This is a genomic window from Sphingopyxis sp. P1IMeth2 (assembly GCF_900185685.1).
Taxonomy (GTDB): Bacteria; Pseudomonadota; Alphaproteobacteria; order Sphingomonadales; family Sphingomonadaceae; genus Sphingopyxis; species Sphingopyxis terrae_A.
The window spans coordinates 700,946-721,402 of record NZ_FYAT01000001.1 but is presented as its reverse complement, the minus strand read 5'-3'; the positions used below and the strand labels follow the sequence as shown (position 1 = coordinate 721,402).

Genomic DNA, 20,457 nt, shown 5'->3' with positions numbered 1-20,457 from the left:
TCAGCCGCGCGAAATCAGGAAGATCGCATGTTCAGCGCGCCAGGTTGCGGCAGCGGCGCTGGTCGGCTTGTCGCCCGATAGATACCAGGCCGCCTCGACGCCGATCCCACGCGCGCGCACCAAGTCGCGAAAATCGGCGACGGTGACATGGTGGATGTTCGGCGTTTCATACCATGCGACGGGCAGCAGGCGCGTCACCGGCATCCGCCCGTTCCACAAGAGCGCGAGCCGCACGCGCCAATGCGCGAAATTGGGAAAGCTGACGAAGGCGCGCGGGGCGATGCGCAGCAGCTCGGCAATGACGCGGTCGGGGCGCTCGGTCGTCTGCAGTGTCTGCGACAGGATCGCATAGTCGAACGCATCGTCGGGATAGTCGGCAAGGTCGTGGTTTGCGTCGCCCTGGACCACCGATTGGCCGCGCGCGATCGCCGCGGTGACATTGGCGGCATCGATTTCGAGTCCGCGGGCATCGACGCCCTTGTCGCGGAGCGCCGCGATCAGCTCGCCGTCGCCGCAGCCGACGTCGAGGACGCGGGTGGCCGCGGGGACCGCGCCGGCGATGATCGCAAGGTCGGGACGCAGCGCCATGCTCAGCCGCCGTTCCGCAACGCACCGGCGACGAGGCGGTCGAGCGCCGGGACGTCGAGCAGGAAGCTGTCGTGGCCGAACGGTGCCGACAGTTCGACGAAGCTTGCCGCCGCGCCGACGCTTTGCAGCGCCTGGACGACGCGGCGCGATTCGCTGGTCGGATAGAGCCAGTCGGTATCGAAGCTGACGAGCGTGAAGCGCACGTCGCGCGCCTTGGCAAATGCGCCTGCGAGGCGCCCGTCATGCGGTTCGGCAAGGTCGAAATAGTCCATCGCGCGCGTGATGTAGAGATAGGCATTGGCATCGAAGCGGTCGGTAAAGGCCAGCCCCTGATGGCGCAGATAGGATTCGACCTGGAAATCGGCGTCGAAGCCGAAGCTCTTGGCATCGCGTGCCTGCAGCCGGCGGCCGAATTTTTCGGTCAGCCCGGCTTCGGACAAATAGGTGATGTGCGCCGCCATGCGCGCGACCGACAGCCCTTTGGTCGGGGCGCGGTCGCTGCCGTAATATTGGCCGTCCTGCCAGTCGGGATCGGCCATGATCGCCTGCCGCCCCACCTCGTGAAAGGCGATATTCTGCGCCGAATGGCGCGCGGCGCTTGCGATAACGACCGCCGACGCCAGCCGTTCGGGATAGGCCGCAGCCCAGCCGAGCGTCTGCATTCCGCCCATCGATCCGCCGATGACGGCATGCAGCCGCGCAATCCCTAGATGGTCGAGCAGCATAGCCTGCGCGCGCACCATGTCGGCGATAGTGATGACAGGAAAAGCCATGCCGAGTGGTGCGCCGGTGGCCGCATCGGGCGTCGCCGGACCGCTCGTCCCCATGCAGCTGCCGAGGACGTTGGCGCAGAGGACGAAATAGCGGTCGGTATCGACGGGCTTGCCGGGACCGACCATGCGCGCCCACCAGCCCGGCTTGCCCGTCGCCGGGTGGTCACTCGCGACATATTGGTCGCCGGTCAGTGCGTGGCAGACGAGCACCGCGTTCGACCGGTCGGCATCGAGCGTGCCATAGCTTTGATAGGCGATCGTCACCGACGGCAACGCCTGACCGCTGTCGAGCGGCAGGGGCCGGTCGATCGTCACGCTCTGGTGCCGGATCTGATGGAGGAGGCTCGCCATGCTTTCCGGGGCGCTAGGCCGGTGCGCCAAGGCTGTCAACGTACTGGACTCGGCGCGCACAGCCGCTAAACGGCGCCGCATGACCGGTGACAGCAAAACCCTCGCCCCCAAGCCGTGGATCAGCGGCATCGCTCCCTATGTGCCCGGCAAGTCGGCGGGCGCCGACGGCCGGCCGCTGATCAAGCTTTCGGCGAACGAAAATCCGCTCGGCACCGGCGACAAGGCGCGCGAAGCCTTCCGGGCGTCGCAGGCGGCCGCCGACGCGCTCTCGCGCTATCCCGATCCGGGCGCCGACGTGCTGCGCGCGGCGATCGCGGCGAAGTTCGGGCTCGATCCGGCGCGCGTTATCTGCGGCAACGGGTCGGACGAACTGCTTCACCTCGCGGCGGGCGTCTACGCCGGCGAAGGCGACGAAATCCTGTATGTCCGTTATGGCTTTGCAGTCTATGAAATCGCGGCCCGGCGGGTCGGCGCGGTACCGGTGGAAGCCGAGGACCGCGACTATGCGACCGATGTCGATGCGCTGCTCGCCGCGGTGACCGACAAGACCCGCGTCGTCTATCTCGCCAATCCGAACAATCCGACCGGAACGCTCGCAACGAAGGAAGAGGTTGCGCGCATCCACGCAGGCCTGCCCGGCGACGTGCTGTTCGTGATCGACCAGGCCTATGCCGAATATCTGGATGCCGATCAGGATGATGGCGGCCTCGAACTGGCGAAAAGCGCGCCCAATGTGTTCGTCACGCGTACCTTTTCGAAGATCCACGGGCTGGCGGCCGAGCGGATCGGCTGGGGCTATGCGAGCGCCGAAGTGATCTCGGCGCTGCACCGTATCCGCCTGCCCTTCAACGTCACGCGCCCCGGACAGGCGGCAGCGGTCGCGGCGCTGGCCGATGATGATTTCGTCGCGCGCAGCCGCGTGCATAATGCGAAATGGCGTGCCTGGCTGGCGGGCGAGATCGAAAGCCTGGGTAACCACGGGCTGCGTATCATCCCGTCGGCGACCAATTTCCTGCTCGTGCTGTTCGAAGGCGCGATCAGTGCCGAGACGGTCTACAACCGGCTGATGGAGGCGGGCTATATCGTCCGCTGGCTGCCCGGACAGGGCATCCCGCAGGCGCTGCGCATGACGATCGGCACCGAAGACGAGACGCGCGGGCTCGCGGCGGCGATCCGCGCCGCGATCGCCGCAGGCTGACTGGCATGGCGCACGCGATCGGGCGGGTGGCGATCGTTGGGCTGGGCCTGATCGGCTCGTCGGTGGCGCGCGCGATCAAGGCGAAGCTTCCCGATGTGGCGGTGACCGGCCATGATGCCGATCCCGATGTCCGCGCCGAGGCGCGCGCACTCGGCTTCTGCGACGCGGTGAGCGACGATGCGGCGGTGGCGGTAGAGGGCGCCGATCTGGTGATTCTGGCGGTACCCGTCGGGCGCATGGCCGCCGCTGCCGCGGCGATCGCGCCGGGCCTGTCTGCGCATGCGATCATTTCGGACGTCGGGTCGTCGAAGGCGGGGGTCGGCGCCGCGCTGCGCGCCGCTCTGCCCGATCATGTCGTGGTGCCCGCCCACCCGGTCGCGGGGACCGAGAACAGCGGCCCGGCCGCGGGCTTTGCGACGCTGTTCGACCGACGCTGGTGCATCGTCACCCCGGCGCCGGACGCGCCCGCCGATGCGGTCGCCGCGGTGACGGGGCTGTGGCAGGCGCTCGGCGCGAAGGTCGAGACGATGGACGCGGCGCATCACGACATGGTGCTGGCGGTGACAAGCCATCTGCCGCACCTGATCGCTTATACGATCGTCGGCACCGCCAGCGAGCTCGAGGAAGTGACCGAGAGCGAGGTCATCAAATATTCGGCGGGCGGTTTTCGCGATTTCACGCGCATCGCGGCGAGCGACCCGGTGATGTGGCGCGACGTGTTCCTTGCCAACCGCGACGCGGTGCTCGCGACGCTGCAGCGCTTCAACGAGGATCTGACGGCGCTCCAGCAGGCGATCCGCCGCGGCGACGGCGACCGGCTCGAAGACTGGTTCACGCGGACGCGGGCGATCCGCCGTTCGATCATCGAGCAGGGTCAGGACGATGCGGCCCCCGATTTTGGGCGCAAACACTGACCGTCGCGCTCGCGAAGGCGGGGCGACGACCGTTTTGCTATTGCTCGGCCGGCTTTTCCAGCAGTGCTTCGGGCGGGTTGAGCGCGTTGATCGCGCGCCAGACGCGTTCTTCGGCTTCCTCGCGCGGCAGGCCGGCGGGGATGGTGTCGCCGATGCGATAGGTGATGCTTCCCGGCCATTTTACCCAGCGGTGCGGCGGATAGGCGATGCCGCTGTTGACGGCGACCGGGATCACGGGGACGCCCAGCATGCGATAGACGCCCGCAAAGCCCGACCGCAGCGGGGGCGCCTTGCCGTGCGGCACGCGCGTGCCTTCGGCGAACAGCACCAGAGGGCGACCGATTGCAAGCGCCGCCTTGGCCGCGTGCAGCATCGCGCGCATCGCCTTGCTGCCGCCGTCGCGGTCGACCGGAATCAGCCCGTAAAAGCGCGCCGCCTGCCCCCACACGGGAATCGAGAATAATTCCTCCTTGGCGAAGACCGCGGGCCATTTGAACAGCATCGGCTGTTCGATCGTCTCGAACGCGCCCTCATGCTTGAAGACATAGAGGACGGGGATGTCGGGCATCTCGCCCTCGACGATCACGCGGTGCCCCAGGATGAAGCGGCAGATCAGCCGGTGGAACTTCGCCCAAGCGCGCACGAACCCCCGCGTCGCATGGTGCGAGATCGGCAGCGTGACGATCGCGCCGATCGAGCAGATGCTGCTCATCAGGACGAAGGCGATCCAAAACAGGATCGAACGCACGAGGGCGATCGGATAGCTCACAGTCCGAGCAGGCCGCCCGCCAGACCGGCCAGATATTTGTGATATTCGCGAAACAGCGTCGAAAAGCTCGGCTGGCTGCGCACCGCATCGGGAAGGATCGTCACCTTCTTGTCCATCGCGCGGCCGAGTTCATATTCGGCGCGGCGCATGTGCCAGTCGGTGGTGACGAGCCGGATGCTCTTGTAGTTGCGCCGCGCAACCCAGCTTGCGACCTCGGTCGCGTTCGAGCGTGTATCCTCGGCCTCAAAACCCAGCGCGACACAGCAATCGAACAGCTTTTGCGGCCGTTTATATTCGGCGGCGAGTTCCTTCGGCTTCACTTCGCGCGCGACGCCGCTGATCAGGAGCCGCTTGGCGCGTCCCGCCTCGAGCAGTTCCAGCCCGCGGTCGATCCGGCCGGGGCCGCCGGTCAGCACGACGATCGCGTCGGTCGTCTGGTCGCCCGCGGGCAGCGGCAAGAGCAGCGCGAACCACGCGAAGCCCAGCACCCAGGCCAGGAACAGGAGAGAGATCAGCCGTTTGATCATAATATCTTCTTGAGCGCGGCGAGCAGGGTCTGCCGCGCCGTCAGTGCCGCGAGCGCGATAGCCAATAGCGGCAGCGCCAGCAAGAGCGCCCAGCCGATCGGGCCAAGCGACGCGGTCGCGGCAAGTCCCGATGTCACGCGCGACCATTGCCAGCCGATCAGCAGCAGGATGGCGGCGGCCACCGCGGTACCGAGCGCGACACCATGAGCCGTATCGATTGTGATGCGGCGCTGAAACAGGCGGGCGATCTGCTGGTCGGTGGCGCCGATCAGGTGCAGCATCTCGATCGTCGCATAATGGGTGCCCAGCGCGGCACGTGCCGTCATGATGACCACCGCGGCGCTGGCGAGCGTCATCAGGATAACGAGACCACCCGCGATCCAGGCGAGTGAACGGATCAACCGCGCGACGGGGCCGAGCCAATCCGCATGCGGGATGACGCGCGCGCCGGGGGCCTCGCGGGCGACGAGCGCGCGCAGCTGGCCCATATGACCCGACCGATCCTCGCCGACGAAATCGACATCGACGAGCGCCGGCATCGGCAGCGAGCGCAGCACCGGATCGTCGCCGTCGGCGGTGCCGAACCATTGGCCGAGCGTCGCCTGCAGCTCGGCCGGATCGACCGCGCGCGCCGATCGCACGAAGGGTTGTGCAGCAGCCGCGCGGCGCAGTGCCGCCGCCTGCTGCGCGCGCAGCACGGGATTGGCGGTAATGATCTGCACCGTGACGCGCCCCGCAATTGCCTCGCCGATCGCATCCGCCGATCGCGCAAGGCCGACGCCGCCCGCGGCGGCCAGCAGGGTGAGCATCATCAGGATCGCGATGACCCACGGTGTCGGGCCCGACAGGCGGCGATCGGGAAGCAGGCGGCGATGCTGGACGGGAACGCGCGCGAAGATCATCGGCCTTCCATCCTAGGCGCGGTTCGGCGGATAGCGCAGCGCGCCAGTGGGATCGGACAGCCGCCCCTTTTCGAGCCGCATCATCTGGGCATTGTCGATGCGGCTGATCAGATGGATGTCGTGGGTCGCGACGACGACCGTGGTGCCGAGGCGGTTGAGCGCCTCGAACAAGCCCAGCAGACGCATCGCCATCTCGGGATCGACGTTACCCGTCGGTTCGTCGGCGACGAGCAGTTGCGGGCGGGCGATCACCGCGCGCGCGATCGCCACCCGCTGTTGCTCGCCGCCCGACAGCGTCGGTGGAAAGGCGTGCGCGCGTTCGCTCAGCCCGATCCAGCTCAGCATCTCGCCCACCGGGCCCGACAGATCCTCCTCGCTGACCCCGGCGATGCGCAGCGGCAGCGCGATATTGTCGCGCGCGCTCAAATGCGGGATCAGCCGGAAGTCCTGAAAGACGACGCCGATGCGGCGGCGAAAGCCGGGCAGGCGCTGGCGCGGCATCGTCCCCAGATCCTCGCCGAACAGGCGCACGATGCCGCGGCTCGGCCGCTGCGCGAGATAAAGCATCTTGAGCAGCGAGGTCTTGCCCGCGCCCGACGCGCCGGTCAGGAAATAGAAGCTGCCGGGCTGAAGGTTGAAACTGATGTCGGACAATGTCTCGGCATCGGGCCCGTAGCGCAGGCCGACGCCGTCGAATTCGACCATTGCGCCGCCGGGCCGGCCGGGGGCGGTCGCCATCATGACGCCACCATCGCGCGCCGCGACGCGCCTTGGTGCCGGTCGAAAAGGGGAGCCCCGCCGCTCATGTCGCTGCCTGTCGCACGGCTGTTTCGCGAGGACAAGCGCCAAGCGTCGGCTTTTCGACCGGCGCTCGCCATGCCCTGCCGGCACGCCCGGCGCACGCGGCGCTTGCAACACCGCGAATCAGCGTGTTTAGAGAGACGCCATGATCCTGTCCTGCCCGTCCTGCCATACGCGCTATGTCGTCCCCGACACAGCGATCGGACCCAATGGCCGAACGGTGCGCTGTGCCAGTTGCCGCCATAGCTGGTTCCAGGAACCCGCTGCAGCGGCCGCGGCGGCGCCCGTGCCCGCTGCGCCGCCCGCCCCGGAGCCGGTTTCGGCGCCCGAGGCCGCGCCTTCCGCTCCCTCGTCTGTATCCGCAGGGCCCGCAGTCGATCGCGAACCGGCCGCGCCGCCTGTGGTCGAGGAGTCCGCGCCGCCGCCGCCGCCGCAGGCCTTTGCGGTGCCCGAGGCCGAGCCGCGCGTCATTCCGGCCAGCGAGGCCGAGCCGCCGCTGCCCTTCCGCCGCGCCCGGCGCAATCCCGCCAAGCGCTGGACGATGATCGCCGCTGCCGCCGCGCTGCTGATGATCGGCGCGACCGGGGCGCTCTACTGGTTCGGCCTGCCGGGCTGGGCGCAGGGTCTGGGTATTCCGGGGATGACCGACGAGCCCGATCTGGTGATCGAGCTTCCGCCCAATCAGGATCACCGCGAACTTCCCGACGGCACCATCTATTTCGCGGCGAGCGGGGTCATCATCAACCCGACCGATCGCGAACAGCGCGTGCCGCCGATCCTCGCCGAACTACGCGATGCGCAGGGGACGATCGTCTATAGCTGGACGATCAAGCCGCCGGTGCGGATGCTGCCGCCCAACGAAAAGGTCAATTTCAGCGAAGCGAAGCTCGATATTCCGCGCCGCGCCACGCAATTGACCGTCAGCTGGGCACTCCCGAAAGGCTGAACCTCAGCTGCGCCGGCGTGACGTCACGGCGTCACAGGCTGACGGCGGCGGCAAGCGACAGCAGAAAGCTGGTCAGTGTCGCGACGATGATCGGCGCGAAGCTGCGCCACCCCTGATCGAGCAGCAGCGCGAGCCGCGCCTTCATCGCCGTCGCGACGATTGCGAGCAATAGCAGCGCCTGCGCCGCGGTCGCCGCCGCGCCCTGCACCGGCTTCGGAATTGCAACGATCGAATTGATCGCGGCGATCAGCAGAAAGCCGGTGATGAACCACGGCAGGCGCAGCGGGATCTTGCGCTTTCCGGCGGGCGCGTCGCCGGCGCGGCCGAGCCACATGGCGACGAGCATCAGCATCGGGGCGAGCAGTGCGACACGCGTCAGCTTGACGATCGTCGCGACCTCGCCCGCCTGCGGCGAGAAGGAAAAGCCGCCGCCGATCGCCTGCGCGACGTCGTGGATCGACGCGCCGATCAGAAAGCCGGCCTGCGTGTCGGTCAGGCCGATTTCGGCGGCGAGAATGGGGTAGAGCGACATGGCCAGCGCGCTCGCGACCGTGATGCCGACCAGCGTCAGCGTGAAGCGCGCCTGGTCGACGCGCTTGTCGCCGATCAGCGAATAGAGCGCGAGCGCCGCCGACGCGCCGCAGATTGCGGTCGCGCCGCCCGCGAGCAGCGCGGCGTGGCTGTCCTGCCGGAACAGCCGCGCGCTCGCGACGGTGATCAGGATGACCGCGAGCATGATGACGACGAGCAGCGCAAAGGGCAGCGGCCCCAGTTCGACGAGCTGTTCGGCGGTAATCCGGGCGCCGACGAGGACGATGCCGATCCGCAGCGCGGTCTGCGACATCAGGTCGAGCCCGGCGTGGGTGCGCTTGTCCTGCGACAGAAAACTCATCGCGAGGCCGATCAGCAGCCCCATCAGAACAAGCGGGGCGCCATAATGATCGGCGAGCCACGCAGCGGCGAGCGCCGCGATCGCGGTCGCAAAGGCGCCGGGGAAATAATCGTGCCAGCGCCGCGCGGCCGCCGGCGTCGTTTCAAGCTGCAGCTCGCCATAAAGATCGGCGGCCATCGGCCAGCCCTGGTTCGTATCCGCCATCACCGTCCCCGCACCGGCCGCCGCATCGCGGCCCCGACGCCGCTTCGCATATCCGCGCCGCGCGGTCGATAGACCATTGCTGGCAGGCGAAGCTCTTGCTAGAGGCCGCGCTCTACCGGCACCCGTAGCTCAGCTGGATAGAGCGCTGCCCTCCGAAGGCAGAGGTCACAGGTTCGAATCCTGTCGGGTGCACCACTTCGGCACAAAGCTGGGCACCGCGCCCGGCTTTGTTTCCGTGGCTCCCGCGATCAGCGCTTGCAGCAAATTGCTTTTCGATCCGAGAATCCGAACTTCTCCGACATCGACCTCGACGCGCTGAGCCAGCGAGCGGACATGATCGCGGCGATAGCCGCCTCCTTCGATTCGCATCCGCTGGCGCGCGGCGCTGGCGAACTTCGCCAACATGTCGGGAGCGACCGCCTTTTGACCCGCAGCGCCAAGCGAGGCCGTCACGCGCTCGGCGTCGGCCTTGGCCTGATCGCGCGTGGCCTTGAGCGTTGCGATGCGCTCTTTGAGGTCAGGATCGTTCACGTCGGCAATCCCGTTCTCAATGGCGTCGAAGAGACGCTTTAGCCGGAGTTCGGTCTCGGTGGCGCGCTTGTTCAAATCGGCCACATGGGCGCGCTTGCGCGTCGTCTGTTCCTGCCGCCGATCCAGCACGGCGGACAGGATGACTTCCAAACGGTCGGGTTGGAGAAGCCTGTCCTCCAGATGCTTTGCGACCAGATCATCCAGTCGTTCCATTGGAACGCTCATCCCGGTGCAGGCGGTCGGCCCCTGCCGCGCCTTGGTCGAGCAGGCATAATAACGATACTGCCCGCCCTTGCCGGTGCGGATGGTCATCGCGCCGCCGCACTTCGCGCAATGGATCAGCCCTGTAAGCAGCGTAGGGCCGCTGACAACGCGAGGCGGCACCTTCTTGGGATTGCGGGCCTGCAAATGCGCCTGCACCCCGTCAAACGTCTCCTGCTCGATGATCGGCGGCACCTCGACCACGACCGCCTCTGACTTCGGCTTGAGCTTCCTGTCCTTGCCCCGGCGATTGAACTCGTGGCGCCCGGTATAGGTCGAGCGGGTCAGTATCTGGTGGACGGCGCCGAGGCCCCAGCGCCCGCCATCGCGGGTGCGAATGGACCGCTCGTTGAGCCACGCTGCGATGGCCTTGACCCCCATCGAACCCGATACGCCGTCGCCTTCCAAGGCGAGCCGGAAGATGGTCCGCACGGTCTCGGCATGGAAGGGGTCTATCTCCAACCGCTTCTTGACCTTTGCGCCTCGCTGTTCGGCGGCGACGACGCGGTAGCCGATCGGCGGCAGCGATCCATTCCAGAAGCCTTGCCGCGCATTCTCGCGCATCGCGCGCAGCACATGCTTGGCTGTCTCTTTCGACTGATACTCGTCGAACAGCGCCATAATCTGGCGCATCATGACGTGCATGGGATCGTCGCCCATTTCCTGCGTGATGGAGACGAGCTTCACGCCATTCTTGGCGAGCTTGCGGATATAGAACTCCAGCTCGAAATGATCGCGGAAGAAGCGCGAGAAGCTGTGGACCACCACGAGGTCGAATGGCGCCGGTTTCGATGTCCCGGCCTCGATCAGCCTCTGGAACTCCGGGCGGCGATCATTGGTCGCCGAGGCACCGGACTCGACGTAGGTATCAACGACCTTGAACCTGCGCGCCGCGCACCAGCCTTCGCCCTGTCGCCGCTGATCGGGAATCGACACATCATGCTCGGCTTGCCGCGCGGTCGAGACGCGAAGGTAGAGGGCCGCGCGCCCCCCCGTGATGGTCTGCGGCGCGGTCATGGCAGTCTCCGTAAGGTCAGCTTAGAGGGGCGAAGAAAAGAACTCGTCGAACAGGTCGCCGAACCAGCGTTCGAACACTTCGACTTCCGCCAACGTGACCGGAACGGGATCGGGCCAATCATCGGTGACGCGCCAAGTCGAGAGGTCATGCTTGGGAGGGCGGCCCGGAAAGGGCCACCGCTTGCCGAGCAGCGCTTCAAGCTGCTCCGACGCGCTGGGCGCTCGCTCGGGGGAGGGACGGGCCACGCTGCAAGCGTCGCGCGGTAACGCGCGCAATGGAACAACAATCCGCGTTTCGTTGGCGCGCGTACATCAATGGCGACGAAAAAGAATAAACAGGAAAGATCGGAGTCCGGCGCTGGGGTCGCTTGTGAGCGCCAGTCGGGCCTCTCGCTGCGAATCACCAGCATCCGCGCGCTTCGTAGGTGGCTATTTGGATTGCTCGCGGGCATGATCTTCTCGCGCCTCGCGGATAGCGCATAGCACCCTGACGATTTCCCGCTCGACCGCCTTTACGCTGATGCCGAGGCGGTGGGCGATGCGGTCATAAGGAAGATCGTCGAAGCGGTGCATCAGGAAGACTTCGCGTGTTCGCTTCGGCAAGCGGGCGATCGCCCATTCGATCCGCGCTATCTCTGGATCGGGGGCTTCGTCGAAATTGGGAACGACCGGCGGCGGAACAAGCAGGTCGCGGATTGTGCGCGCGAAGCAGGCCGCGAGGTTGTCGTCAGCCATGGGCTTTCCTCCGCCGTGGGGGCGGGTGTCCCGTCACCCCTCGCACATGATCGAGCAGTTCCCGGAGTAGGGCTGGAATGTCCGGCAGCGACTTGGGGACCGGGGGCCGCGATCCGTCGGGGTCAGGATTGCGCCAAACATTGTAGGGCGACAGCACCGGGGCCAGCCGTTGGAGCGCGGCGGAGTGATAGTCGAGGCCGGTCGCGTTGGCGTAGGCCAGCGCCTTGTCGATATGCAGGCCGATATGTCGGGCGCACCATCTGTCATCGAAGCCGACGTCGAGAAGATGCGAGGTTAGCGCCAACTGCGCCACAATCCCGGCTTGATAGAGAAGATCGCTCGCGTCGGAGAACAGCCGCTCCTCAATCGCCAGAAAGAAGCTCTCGGCGTTTCGATAGCGAGTATCGCTCAGGGCGCGCCGGGCGCGGGATCGTTCGAGAACGGGGGTCAGATTTAGCTCGCTCTGAGAAGGGCGTGGAGCAGAGGACGGCGCAGGCAGCATCTTCCCGGCGCGTTCAGATCGGGCGCTTGTGGCTTCATGGATCATATCGCCTCCATCGCTATCGTGATTCGGTCTCGGCTCGTCGTCGGCTGACGAAACAAACCTTGTTTACGCTATCGTTTATATCATAAACGGTAGCGTATATGCAAATAAACGATGTCATTAACGCGATTCTCTTTGAGATTGAGCGCGAGGCCGATAGCGACGAGGGCATGGGACGCCCGCCGCTTGGAATGAAAGCCACGACTATCCGGCTATCGGTGGACACGATCCGTCGGATTGAAGCTCAGGTCGGTAATCGTCAGCTGGCGAAGTTCATTCGCGAGGCGGTCGAGCGAGAGCTTCGACGGAGAGAAGAAGAGCAAAAGCTCTAAGCCCGAACGTCGGCGCAGGTCGTCGGGGCAGGGTAGGGGCGGGCAGCTCACCTATTCCAATCCGCCACATTCGAGGGTGCGATGCGCACTCTCGAAACGTCCTAGAAAACCGTCGTTTTGGACAGGCGAAGCCGCCCGAGCACCCGGATCGCACCCTCGAATGTGGCGGAAAAGCGTTAAGCACTCGTGCGTGAGGTGTGTGACTACAAATTGTGGGTCCGATGCGAAGCATCGCGGCCCGGCAAGATCGCGCTCTTGGGTAGCGCTTCCGACTGGTAAGTGACGGTGGCGTTGGACCGTTCTGCGGCACTAAAGAGCGTCTTCCAGCTCTCTAAGCATAACGATAAGGTCTGCTGGAAATAGGTCCGCGTTGACTACGGGGCGGCCGTTCTCGGCGGGAGAGTATGTTAGGCCTTTCCAGGTGGCGGCCTTCCCGTCACTGATGTTGACCTTGTTCCCGTGGGACATCGCGTTTCGTACGATCCGAGCAAACTGCCATACGGGAGGCCAAGTGGCGACCGGGCCGTATTTAGTTTTCAGATGGTCCTTATGATTCTCGACGTAAGACACGATCATCATCTGGCTTAGGCCAAAGATGAGATGATTGAGCGCTCCTAAGTTCACTGTTTCACCGGCCGGTAATGGGGTAACCTGATGCTGTTCGAAGCATATTTCGTGTGGCATGTTATTCGTAATGGCAGAGTGGACGACGAGTTGCGGCTTCCATCGCAACGTGACGTCGCAGAGCAGGCCATCAAAGGTCGCGTAGTGATCGTCTGCCCAAGGTTTTGCACCTTCCTCTGGCTGCGCCATATAAACGTCAACTAAGCTTCCAAATCCAATAATTGCGACGAGGAAGCTGAAAACGGTTTCGTGAGCGGTGTCAGTATGCCGAAACTTTAGCGAGGACGGCTCAACACCGTTCAGAATGGTTCGATTTCCCCCGATCTTAAGTCTTAGCGTCATAGCTTCCTTGTCTCTCATCGTATCGACTGAATTCCTGATTCTAGGAAGGGCCGCGCCATTTGCCAACCTTCGCAGCTGGTCGTTTGCCAATGAGAGGCGATGGATTTCTGTGTGAGGGATGGATGCGGGGAACGGACATTTGGGAGGGCAAGATAAAAGGACTGCCAGCTTCGCGCGTATTGTGGTTACTTTGGAATGACTTACTGTAAGGCTACAGGCAATTCGAGCCATACTGCGATAGTTTTTTCAAAAAGTTTCAATGGCTTATCATAAGGCTAACAAGATGCGGCGGCTTCCGTCGCCCTGCCGTTGGGCTTGCCTTAGCAATCATCCAGTTCGGGAGACGCTTCCTCGTGGGGGGCAATGAGGCGCTAGGACAACGAGCATTCTCTGGCTAAAGAACAAAAAAATAATGCTTTACAGGGGTGATTCATATGGCTCGGGGGCGACCCAAAAAGGTTCGAATTGAGCCAGAAAACGCTTCATCTTCGCGCTCGTTTGAGGCGCCGCTCTGGGCAGCTGCCGATAAGCTGCGCGGGAACATGGACGCGGCTGAATATAAGCATGTCGCGCTGGGGCTTATCTTCCTCAAATATATTTCAGACCGCTTTAACGAGAGGCGCAATGAAATTGCGTCTGATGAGACTATCCCTGACGTGCTCCGGGATGAGCTGCTCGAAGAGAAGGATTCCTACACTGCCGAGAGTGTGTTCTGGGTGCCGGAACACGCGCGTTGGGAATACCTCAAGGAAAACGCTACCAGCACCAAGCCGACCATCGGCGAGCTGATCGACACGGCGATGATCGCCATTGAGGGCGAGAATCCGACTCTCAAAGGCGTGCTGACCAAGAATTATGCCCGGCCGGAACTCGACCAGACCAAGCTAGCCGAAGTGGTCAAGCTCTTCTCCGATCTAGCGTTCCGCGATGAGCACCACGGGCAGGATGTGCTTGGCCGGGTCTATGAATATTTCCTTGGCCAATTTGCCATCGCCGAAGGCAAACGCGGCGGGCAGTATTACACCGCAGGTTGCGTGGTGCGTCTGTTGGTGGCGATGATCGAACCGTTCAAGGGCCGTGTTTATGACCCATGCTGCGGGTCAGGCGGCATGTTCGTGCAGTCCGAACAGTTCATCGAAGCCCACGAGGGCGGGCGCAACGACATTTCGATCTATGGGCAGGAGTCCAACCCGACCACATGGCGGCTGGCCAAGATGAACCTCGCCATCCGGGGCATCGAGGCAAACCTTGGTAGCAAGTGGGCCGACACCTTCCACGAGGATATGCATCCCGGCATCAAGGCGGAATACATCCTCGCGAACCCGCCGTTCAACGCCAGCGACTGGGGGCAGGAGAAATTGCAGGGCGATGCGCGCTGGCAATTCGGCACCCCGCCCGCTGGCAACGCCAACTTCGCGTGGGTCCAGCATATCTATCACCATCTGGCCCCTCACGGCATCGCCGGGTTTGTGCTCGCCAATGGCTCGCTGTCCAGCCAGCAATCGGGCGAAGGCGAAATCCGCCAGCGGCTGATCGAAAAGGACGTGATCGACTGCATCGTGGCGCTTCCCGGTCAGCTCTTTTCGACCACGCAGATTCCGGTGTGCCTATGGTTTGTCGCTCGAGACAAATCGAACGGCATAGTGAAGGACAAAAAGCTGCGCGACCGGCGCGGGGATGTGTTGTTCATCGACGCGCGCAACATGGGCACGATGGTCACGCGAACGCTGAAAGAGCTGACCGAAAAAGACGTAGCGACCATTGCGGATACCTATCATGCGTGGCGGGAGAAGAACGGCAAGTATGCGGACGTACCCGGCTTTGCTAAATCGGTGAAGATTGAAGCCATCGCCGCCAAGCGTTTCGTGCTCACCCCTGGAATGTATGTGGAGCAGGCGGAGCGTGTAGGCGATGGCGAGCTGTTTTCAGACAAGATGACGCGGCTGACCGGGACGCTGAAAGAACAGATGGAACGCGGTAATGTGCTCGACATGGAAATCCGCAGCCAACTGAAAAAGGTTGGTTATGGCTGGTGAGTGGCAGACACAAACTCTGCGAGATTTCTGTCGCAAGCCAAATGGAGGCATCCAGACTGGCCCGTTCGGTAGCCAGCTTCACCGGGCCGATTATGTGGATCAAGGTGTTCCGGTCATCATGCCGACGAACATCCAAGGCGGGAGGCTCGCGGAAGATGGGATCGCCCGCATTTCAGAGGCTAAGGCCGCTGAACTGAAGCGACACCGCGTTCGCCTTGGCGACATTATCTTCTCCCGACGAGGAGAGGTCGATAAATGCGCGGTCGTTACTCAGCGTGAAGTTGACTGGTTGTGCGGCACGGGCTGCCTGCTGGCGCGCGTTGATCCGAAGCATGCTGACCCACGGTATATTGGCTATCACATCGGCTTGCCCGAAACCCGCGCTTGGTTGCGGCAAAACGCTGTCGGCTTGGTGATGCCAAACCTCAACACTGGAATACTGGAAAGCATCCCAATTCATGCGCCCAACCGGATAGAGCAAGAAAAGATTGCTGACCTACTCGCCAGCCTTGATGCGAAAATTGACCTCAACCGCAAGATGGCCGCGACATTGGAGGGCATGGCGCGGGGGCTGTTCGAGAGCTGGTTTGTTGATTTCGACCCAGTACACGCCAAAGCCGCAGGGCACGACGCCGGCCTGCCCGCCGACATCGCCGCGCTGTTCCCGGATGGCTTCAATGATGAAGGCTTGCCGCTGGGATGGAGCCACGAGCCGCTGCTAAGTTTTGCGGATTTGATTTCGGGCGGAACGCCCAAGACGGAAAACGCTGCTTACTGGAACGGCCCAATCCCATGGGCAAGCGCAAAAGATGTTAGCCAATGCGGGCAACTTTTCCTGCGGGCTACCGAACGCACCATAACAGAACGTGGTCTTGACGAGAGTTCGACGAAGATTGTTCCTGCATATTCGACTGTCGTTGTCGCACGCGGAGCTACGACAGGTCGAAACTGCCTTTTCGGCATTGATATGGCGATGAATCAGACGTGCTATGCGTTGAAATCGCACGAAGGATTTGATTTTTGGTTCAATCTTTGTTTCAGGAACGAAATCAATAGGATTATCGCAGCGGCCCATGGATCGGCGTTCGATACCATAACAACAGCCACTCTCCAAAACGCGAGCATTGTTCCTGCAAATGACGGCATCAGGAATGCATTTGAAGCGCGGGTTTCGCCAATATATCAGCGTGTATTGGCGGCTTCAGAAGAAGAAACGCAACTTCAGGAATTGAGGGATTATTTGATTCCAAAACTTATTTCCGGCGAGCTTCGCGTGGATGACGCGGAAGATTCGATTGCCGCTGCATAGGGGAACGCATGGCTTATCAGCTCCAGCTCCTGCGAAATCTGATCGAGCGGCACCCGGAGCGGGCTGGCAACCTTGAATTGCACGTTGCCGCGTTGGAACAGAGCATCGAGCAACTGCCTAACACATGCCTTGCCAGCGTCCGCACGATCTTTGAGGCGGCGCAGGCCTCCATCGGCCTGCAACTGAACATCGAATTCGGCCGTGAAGGGCTGCCGGGCCGAATGACCAAGGTTATCGAAGCCTTCGACTTTTCTATGACCGACCACCCGGACGGCAAAAAGATCCATGAAAAGCTGTCCGCGCTCATCAAGGGTATCGAGGAAACGACCACGGCGCTTGCCCGCCTCAGCAATATTCCCAACATGCGCCACGGTGGCGCGCTCGATTGGGCCGTGTTGCAGCGCCAGCACGCCTATATGCTGGGCGGCCTGTGCGATGCGCTGGTTTCATTTCTGCTCGATGTCGCATGGAGCCGACCATCCGATGACGTGGAAGAACCGTCCGGCCCGTCCTATGAACTGGAAGGCGATTTCAACGACAGCAACGACAGCGAATACGAGCTGGTAGAAATCGCCGGGTCCAGCTTCGAACCTAGTCGCATTCTCTTCAACCTTGATCGCACCCAGTATGAGGCGGCCCTGACCGATTGGCGGCTTGCCAACCCCGCTGATGCAGAAGAGGAAGCCGCCGCATGAACTGGTCCACCGGCGGCGCCTCCACCCCCAATCGCTTCAACGAGGGCGCGGTTGAACTGGCGGCAATGAGCTGGCTCGACCTGTCAGGATGGCGCGTGCTGCCCGGCGATTACCTTGCTCCCGGCGGCCCGATGACCGCCCGCAGCGACTATCGGCAAACGGTGCTGGAAGGGCAGCTCCGCGATGCGCTCGCTGCGCTCAACCCCGATGCGACCTCAACCACGGTTGAAACCGCCATTCGCGCAGTGCTGGCCGCGCCCACGCAAAACCTATTAGAGAATAACAGGGCCTTCCATGAGTTGCTGACTTTCGGTGTGCCGGTGGAGCTGAACGAAAATGGCGAAGGCCGGACGGTCCGCCTGCGCCTGATCGACCAGAAGAATCCGGACAATAACAGCTTCATCGCCGCCAACCAGTTTGTCGTGCAGAGCGAGCGGCACACGATCAGACCGGACATCGTGCTGTTCGTAAACGGTCTGCCGCTGGCAGTGCTGGAACTGAAAAACCCCGCCGATGAAAACGCCACAATGAGCCGGGCGCACGAGCAGCTTCAGAACTACAAAAATAAGGCACCTGAACTTTTCCGCTTCAATGCTGCGCTGGTCATCAGCGACGGAATGGAAGCCCGCATCGGCTCGCTGACTGCCGGGCTTGATCGCTTCCAGCCGTGGCGGACCATCGACGGCGACAAGCACGATGATTTTGGCCGGGCAGAGCTGGAAGTGCTCACCAAGGGTGCGTTCGATCCGGCGCGGCTGCTTGACCTGGCCTTCGATTACACCGCCTTTGAAATGGCCGATGGCGTGGTCAAATCTAAGAAGCTGGCTGGCTATCACCAGTTCCACGCCGTGCGGCGTGCGCTGGCCTCAACGGTCAAGGCGGCTGGGGAGGGAGGACACCGCAAGGGCGGCGTGGTCTGGCATACGCAAGGCAGCGGCAAATCGCTGACCATGCTGTTCTATGTTCGCCAGCTCCAACTGGCGAAAAGGCTGAAAAACCCGACAATCGTTGTCGTCACTGATCGCAACGACTTGGACGATCAGCTATTCAAAACCTTCGCCGCTCACGGCAGCGCCATCCGTGGCGAGCCGCGCAATGCGGAAACCGTGGCGGCAGTGCGGGAGCTGCTCAAGGTTGATATTGGCGGACTGGTGTTTACGACCATTCAGCGGTTTCGTGGCGATGACGGCGAACACCCGCTGTTAACCGATCGCAGCAATGTCATCGTGATCGCCGACGAGGCGCACCGCTCGCAATACGGCCTCAACCGCCGGTTCGTGACGCGCGGCGATGAAGTGCGGGAGGAAGTCGGCTTTGCCGAGTATCTGCGCCAAGCTCTCCCTAACGCAACCTTCATCGGCTTTACCGGCACACCGATTGACGAAAAGGATCGCAGCACGGCGGCGGTGTTCGGTGACGTGATCGACACTTACGACATGACCCAATCGGTCATCGATAAGGCGACGGTGCCGATTCACTATTCCGCCCGGCTGGCCAAGCTGATGTTGCGGCTCGACGCAGATCAACGCGATGAGTTGGATGCGCTGGCCGAAGAGCTGGCCGAAGGCAGCGACGTGCGCGCCGCTGAACAGTTGAAAGCAAAGTTCAGCCGGTTCGAGGAAATCGTCGGCTCCAAGGAACGGATCGAGACCGTTGCCGCCGACATTGTCGCCCATTTCGAGGAACGCAAGGAGGCGATGGGCGGTGGCAAGGGCATGATCGTGGCGATCAGCCGCCAAGTTGCTGTTGCGCTTTATGATGAGATCGCCCGATTGCGTCCAACATGGGTTGGCGCTGATCGGAATGACGATGCGGGCGGCATGATGAAGGTGGTCATCACCGGCAACAATGCCGATCCACAGGCCATGCAAACGCATATCCGCACCAAGTCGCGGCTGGAGGACTTGGCTGACCGTTTCAAGAATCCAGCATCCGGCTTCGATCTGGTGATCGTGCGCGACATGTGGCTGACCGGCTTCGATGCGCCCTCGCTGCACACCCTTTACATCGACAAGCCGATGCGCGGGCATGGCCTCATGCAAGCAATCGCACGGGTCAATCGCGTGTTCGGTGCAAAGCCGGGCGGCCTGATCGTCGACTATCTTGGCATTGGAGCGGAATTGCGGGCTGCACTGGCACAGTACAGCGCCCGCGATCAAGAGCAGGTCAGCCTCAACATGGATGAGGCGGTGCGCCAGCTTCTGACCAAGGTTGAATCCGCGCTTGCATTGCTCGGCAAGGCTAACTGGCAGGCCTTTTTCGATGCTGATCCAGCCGCCCGCCTGACCATCCTCAAACAGTGCTTAGAAGAAATCCTGTCCAGCGATCACCGTGCAGAGTTCATCGACCTTGCTACGCAGGCCGAGGCAGCCTTCGCCATCGCGGCAGGCGATGAGCGGGCATCGGCGAAACGGCAAGAGGTGGCGCTGATCGTCGCCTTGCGGGCCAATCTTATCAAATACACGTCTGGCCGGGGCGGACGCGGCCGGCAGGCAATCGAGCAGGAAATTCGCCAGCTCATGTCGCAGGCCGTCATGTCTGACGGTATTCTGGACGTGTTTAAGGATGCCGGGCTTGAGCAGCCCGATCTTGCCATCTTGTCCGACGATTTCCTGATGGAAGTGAAGCAGACCAAGCAGCCAAACTTGGCGGTTGAAACGCTGCGGCGGCTTTTGCAGGGCAACATCAAGGCGCGCGAACGGCTGAACATTGTCGAAGGGCGCAAGCTGAGTGAGCGGCTCGCCGATGTGCTGACCCGCTACCACAATCGGGCTGTCGATAGCTTGCAGGTAATCGATGAGCTGATTTCGCTGGCGCGTGAGGTTTCCGCATTGGCCAAGCGCGGCGAGGAGCTGGGCATGGCGCCCGAAGAGTTGGCTTTCTACGACGCGTTGGCCGAAAACGGATCAGCCCGAGACCTGATGGAGCGTGAAACACTCCGCACCCTTGCTCAATTACTCGTCAAAACAATCCGCAGCACCGTTACGGTCGATTGGACGCAAAAAGAAAGCGTGCGAGCAAAGATGCGGATCGAGGTTCGCAAGCTGCTGGCCCGCTATGGCTATCCGCCCGACCTACAAAAAGCCGCAGTTGATCTCGTGCTCGAACAAGCAAACGCGATTGCTATCGATTGGGCGATATAGCCTGCTCGAATTTATGGTGCTGG

The 20,457-nt window shown here is 63.0% G+C and carries 20 protein-coding genes and 1 tRNA gene; 9 read left to right on the top strand and 12 right to left on the bottom strand.

Going from position 1 to position 20,457, the window contains the following annotated elements; genetic code table 11:
• Together metW and P1IM2_RS03355 are read right to left on the bottom strand one after the other, a co-directional pair.
• Window positions 1-588 (bottom strand): methionine biosynthesis protein MetW, encoded by a 588-nt coding sequence (gene metW / locus P1IM2_RS03360; RefSeq protein WP_186401432.1) that lies wholly within the window; start codon window positions 586-588, stop codon window positions 1-3.
• A gap of 2 nt (window positions 589-590) precedes the next feature.
• Window positions 591-1,712 carry a homoserine O-acetyltransferase gene (locus P1IM2_RS03355; RefSeq protein WP_062901342.1) on the bottom strand — a complete coding sequence of 374 codons (1,122 nt, stop codon included), beginning with the start codon at window positions 1,710-1,712 and terminating at the stop codon, window positions 591-593.
• Window positions 1,713-1,791: 79 nt separating this feature from the next.
• Here P1IM2_RS03355 and hisC point away from each other — a divergent pair, with 79 nt between their 5' ends.
• Complete coding sequence (gene hisC, locus P1IM2_RS03350; protein ID WP_186401431.1) at window positions 1,792-2,910, top strand: histidinol-phosphate transaminase; 1,119 nt, start codon at window positions 1,792-1,794, stop codon at window positions 2,908-2,910.
• A 5-nt stretch (window positions 2,911-2,915) separates the two neighbouring features.
• Entirely contained in the window at window positions 2,916-3,824 is a 909-nt protein-coding gene (locus tag P1IM2_RS03345; protein ID WP_062901340.1) for a prephenate/arogenate dehydrogenase family protein, read from the top strand.
• 37 nt (window positions 3,825-3,861) lie between these two features.
• Here the strand turns inward: P1IM2_RS03345 and P1IM2_RS03340 are convergent, their stop codons facing one another.
• The 4 genes from P1IM2_RS03340 to ftsE are packed head-to-tail and all read right to left on the bottom strand — an operon-like array spanning window position 3,862 to window position 6,763.
• A complete protein-coding gene (locus tag P1IM2_RS03340; protein ID WP_186401430.1) occupies window positions 3,862-4,593 on the bottom strand; it encodes a 1-acyl-sn-glycerol-3-phosphate acyltransferase in 732 nt (243 codons plus the stop codon).
• A complete protein-coding gene (locus P1IM2_RS03335; protein WP_003042416.1) occupies window positions 4,590-5,120 on the bottom strand; it encodes a YdcF family protein in 531 nt (176 codons plus the stop codon). Before P1IM2_RS03335 ends, P1IM2_RS03340 begins: the two co-directional genes overlap by 4 nt.
• Window positions 5,117-6,022 (bottom strand): ABC transporter permease, encoded by a 906-nt coding sequence (locus tag P1IM2_RS03330; protein ID WP_186401429.1) that lies wholly within the window; start codon window positions 6,020-6,022, stop codon window positions 5,117-5,119. Before P1IM2_RS03330 ends, P1IM2_RS03335 begins: the two co-directional genes overlap by 4 nt.
• Before the next feature lie 12 nt (window positions 6,023-6,034).
• A complete protein-coding gene (gene ftsE, locus P1IM2_RS03325) occupies window positions 6,035-6,763 on the bottom strand; it encodes a cell division ATP-binding protein FtsE (protein WP_186401428.1) in 729 nt (242 codons plus the stop codon).
• 205 nt (window positions 6,764-6,968) lie between these two features.
• Here ftsE and P1IM2_RS03320 point away from each other — a divergent pair, with 205 nt between their 5' ends.
• Window positions 6,969-7,769 carry a zinc-ribbon domain-containing protein gene (locus P1IM2_RS03320; RefSeq protein WP_062901337.1) on the top strand — a complete coding sequence of 267 codons (801 nt, stop codon included), beginning with the start codon at window positions 6,969-6,971 and terminating at the stop codon, window positions 7,767-7,769.
• Between the two features lie 31 nt (window positions 7,770-7,800).
• On the opposite strand, the gene P1IM2_RS03315 is transcribed toward P1IM2_RS03320, so the two are convergent.
• Entirely contained in the window at window positions 7,801-8,865 is a 1,065-nt protein-coding gene (locus P1IM2_RS03315) for a YeiH family protein (protein WP_186401427.1), read from the bottom strand.
• A gap of 118 nt (window positions 8,866-8,983) precedes the next feature.
• Here P1IM2_RS03315 and P1IM2_RS03310 point away from each other — a divergent pair.
• Window positions 8,984-9,060, top strand: a tRNA-Arg gene (locus tag P1IM2_RS03310).
• Here the strand turns inward: P1IM2_RS03310 and P1IM2_RS03305 are convergent.
• The 4 genes from P1IM2_RS03305 to P1IM2_RS03290 form a co-directional block, all read right to left on the bottom strand.
• Window positions 9,031-10,674 carry a recombinase family protein gene (locus P1IM2_RS03305; protein WP_186401426.1) on the bottom strand — a complete coding sequence of 548 codons (1,644 nt, stop codon included), beginning with the start codon at window positions 10,672-10,674 and terminating at the stop codon, window positions 9,031-9,033. The two genes, P1IM2_RS03310 and P1IM2_RS03305, sit on opposite strands and share 30 nt — an antisense overlap.
• Window positions 10,675-10,695: 21 nt before the next feature.
• A complete protein-coding gene (locus P1IM2_RS03300) occupies window positions 10,696-10,920 on the bottom strand; it encodes a hypothetical protein (protein WP_186401678.1) in 225 nt (74 codons plus the stop codon).
• A 183-nt stretch (window positions 10,921-11,103) separates the two neighbouring features.
• The gene (locus P1IM2_RS03295) at window positions 11,104-11,409 is read right to left on the bottom strand and encodes a sigma factor-like helix-turn-helix DNA-binding protein (RefSeq protein WP_186401425.1); all 306 of its coding nucleotides are present in this window, start codon (window positions 11,407-11,409) and stop codon (window positions 11,104-11,106) included.
• Window positions 11,402-11,956, bottom strand: coding sequence for a hypothetical protein (locus tag P1IM2_RS03290; RefSeq protein WP_186401424.1), 555 nt, complete (start codon window positions 11,954-11,956; stop codon window positions 11,402-11,404). Before P1IM2_RS03290 ends, P1IM2_RS03295 begins: the two co-directional genes overlap by 8 nt.
• 98 nt (window positions 11,957-12,054) lie before the next feature.
• On the opposite strand from P1IM2_RS03290, the gene P1IM2_RS03285 reads away from it, so the two are divergent.
• Window positions 12,055-12,285, top strand: a complete 231-nt coding sequence (locus P1IM2_RS03285; protein WP_186401677.1) for a hypothetical protein — start codon at window positions 12,055-12,057, stop codon at window positions 12,283-12,285.
• 309 nt (window positions 12,286-12,594) lie between these two features.
• Here P1IM2_RS03285 and P1IM2_RS03280 read toward each other — a convergent pair whose 3' ends face one another.
• Window positions 12,595-13,269: a hypothetical protein gene (locus P1IM2_RS03280; protein ID WP_186401423.1), complete on the bottom strand. Its 675-nt coding sequence runs from the start codon at window positions 13,267-13,269 to the stop codon at window positions 12,595-12,597.
• A gap of 416 nt (window positions 13,270-13,685) precedes the next feature.
• On the opposite strand from P1IM2_RS03280, the gene P1IM2_RS03275 reads away from it, so the two are divergent.
• Genes P1IM2_RS03275 through P1IM2_RS03260 form a run of 4 tightly spaced genes read left to right on the top strand, consistent with a single transcriptional unit; the run spans window position 13,686 to window position 20,434 of the window.
• Entirely contained in the window at window positions 13,686-15,287 is a 1,602-nt protein-coding gene (locus tag P1IM2_RS03275) for a type I restriction-modification system subunit M (protein WP_186401422.1), read from the top strand.
• On the top strand, window positions 15,277-16,596 hold the full coding sequence (locus P1IM2_RS03270; protein ID WP_186401421.1) for a restriction endonuclease subunit S: 1,320 nt from the start codon (window positions 15,277-15,279) through the stop codon (window positions 16,594-16,596). The genes P1IM2_RS03275 and P1IM2_RS03270 overlap by 11 nt, the downstream gene beginning before the upstream one ends.
• Window positions 16,597-16,604: 8 nt before the next feature.
• The gene (locus tag P1IM2_RS03265; RefSeq protein ID WP_186401420.1) at window positions 16,605-17,291 is read left to right on the top strand and encodes an abortive infection family protein; all 687 of its coding nucleotides are present in this window, start codon (window positions 16,605-16,607) and stop codon (window positions 17,289-17,291) included.
• Window positions 17,288-20,434, top strand: coding sequence for a type I restriction endonuclease subunit R (locus P1IM2_RS03260; protein WP_186401419.1), 3,147 nt, complete (start codon window positions 17,288-17,290; stop codon window positions 20,432-20,434). The genes P1IM2_RS03265 and P1IM2_RS03260 overlap by 4 nt, the downstream gene beginning before the upstream one ends.
• Window positions 20,435-20,457: the final 23 nt, after the last annotated feature.

Bases quoted from the DNA above. Each gene is read 5' to 3' on its own strand.
- hisC (WP_186401431.1), top strand. From the start codon at position 1,792: ATGACCGGTGACAGCAAAACCCTCGCCCCCAAGCCGTGGATCAGCGGC.
- ftsE (WP_186401428.1), bottom strand. From the start codon at position 6,763: ATGATGGCGACCGCCCCCGGCCGGCCCGGCGGCGCAATGGTCGAATTC.
- P1IM2_RS03280 (WP_186401423.1), bottom strand. From the start codon at position 13,269: ATGAGAGACAAGGAAGCTATGACGCTAAGACTTAAGATCGGGGGAAAT.
- P1IM2_RS03335 (WP_003042416.1), bottom strand. From the start codon at position 5,120: ATGATCAAACGGCTGATCTCTCTCCTGTTCCTGGCCTGGGTGCTGGGC.
- P1IM2_RS03330 (WP_186401429.1), bottom strand. From the start codon at position 6,022: ATGATCTTCGCGCGCGTTCCCGTCCAGCATCGCCGCCTGCTTCCCGAT.
- P1IM2_RS03275 (WP_186401422.1), top strand. From the start codon at position 13,686: ATGGCTCGGGGGCGACCCAAAAAGGTTCGAATTGAGCCAGAAAACGCT.
- P1IM2_RS03295 (WP_186401425.1), bottom strand. From the start codon at position 11,409: ATGGCTGACGACAACCTCGCGGCCTGCTTCGCGCGCACAATCCGCGAC.
- P1IM2_RS03305 (WP_186401426.1), bottom strand. From the start codon at position 10,674: ATGACCGCGCCGCAGACCATCACGGGGGGGCGCGCGGCCCTCTACCTT.
- P1IM2_RS03315 (WP_186401427.1), bottom strand. From the start codon at position 8,865: ATGGCGGATACGAACCAGGGCTGGCCGATGGCCGCCGATCTTTATGGC.
- P1IM2_RS03270 (WP_186401421.1), top strand. From the start codon at position 15,277: ATGGCTGGTGAGTGGCAGACACAAACTCTGCGAGATTTCTGTCGCAAG.
- P1IM2_RS03320 (WP_062901337.1), top strand. From the start codon at position 6,969: ATGATCCTGTCCTGCCCGTCCTGCCATACGCGCTATGTCGTCCCCGAC.
- P1IM2_RS03290 (WP_186401424.1), bottom strand. From the start codon at position 11,956: ATGATCCATGAAGCCACAAGCGCCCGATCTGAACGCGCCGGGAAGATG.
- metW (WP_186401432.1), bottom strand. From the start codon at position 588: ATGGCGCTGCGTCCCGACCTTGCGATCATCGCCGGCGCGGTCCCCGCG.
- P1IM2_RS03345 (WP_062901340.1), top strand. From the start codon at position 2,916: ATGGCGCACGCGATCGGGCGGGTGGCGATCGTTGGGCTGGGCCTGATC.
- P1IM2_RS03260 (WP_186401419.1), top strand. From the start codon at position 17,288: ATGAACTGGTCCACCGGCGGCGCCTCCACCCCCAATCGCTTCAACGAG.
- P1IM2_RS03265 (WP_186401420.1), top strand. From the start codon at position 16,605: ATGGCTTATCAGCTCCAGCTCCTGCGAAATCTGATCGAGCGGCACCCG.
- P1IM2_RS03285 (WP_186401677.1), top strand. From the start codon at position 12,055: ATGCAAATAAACGATGTCATTAACGCGATTCTCTTTGAGATTGAGCGC.
- P1IM2_RS03355 (WP_062901342.1), bottom strand. From the start codon at position 1,712: ATGGCGAGCCTCCTCCATCAGATCCGGCACCAGAGCGTGACGATCGAC.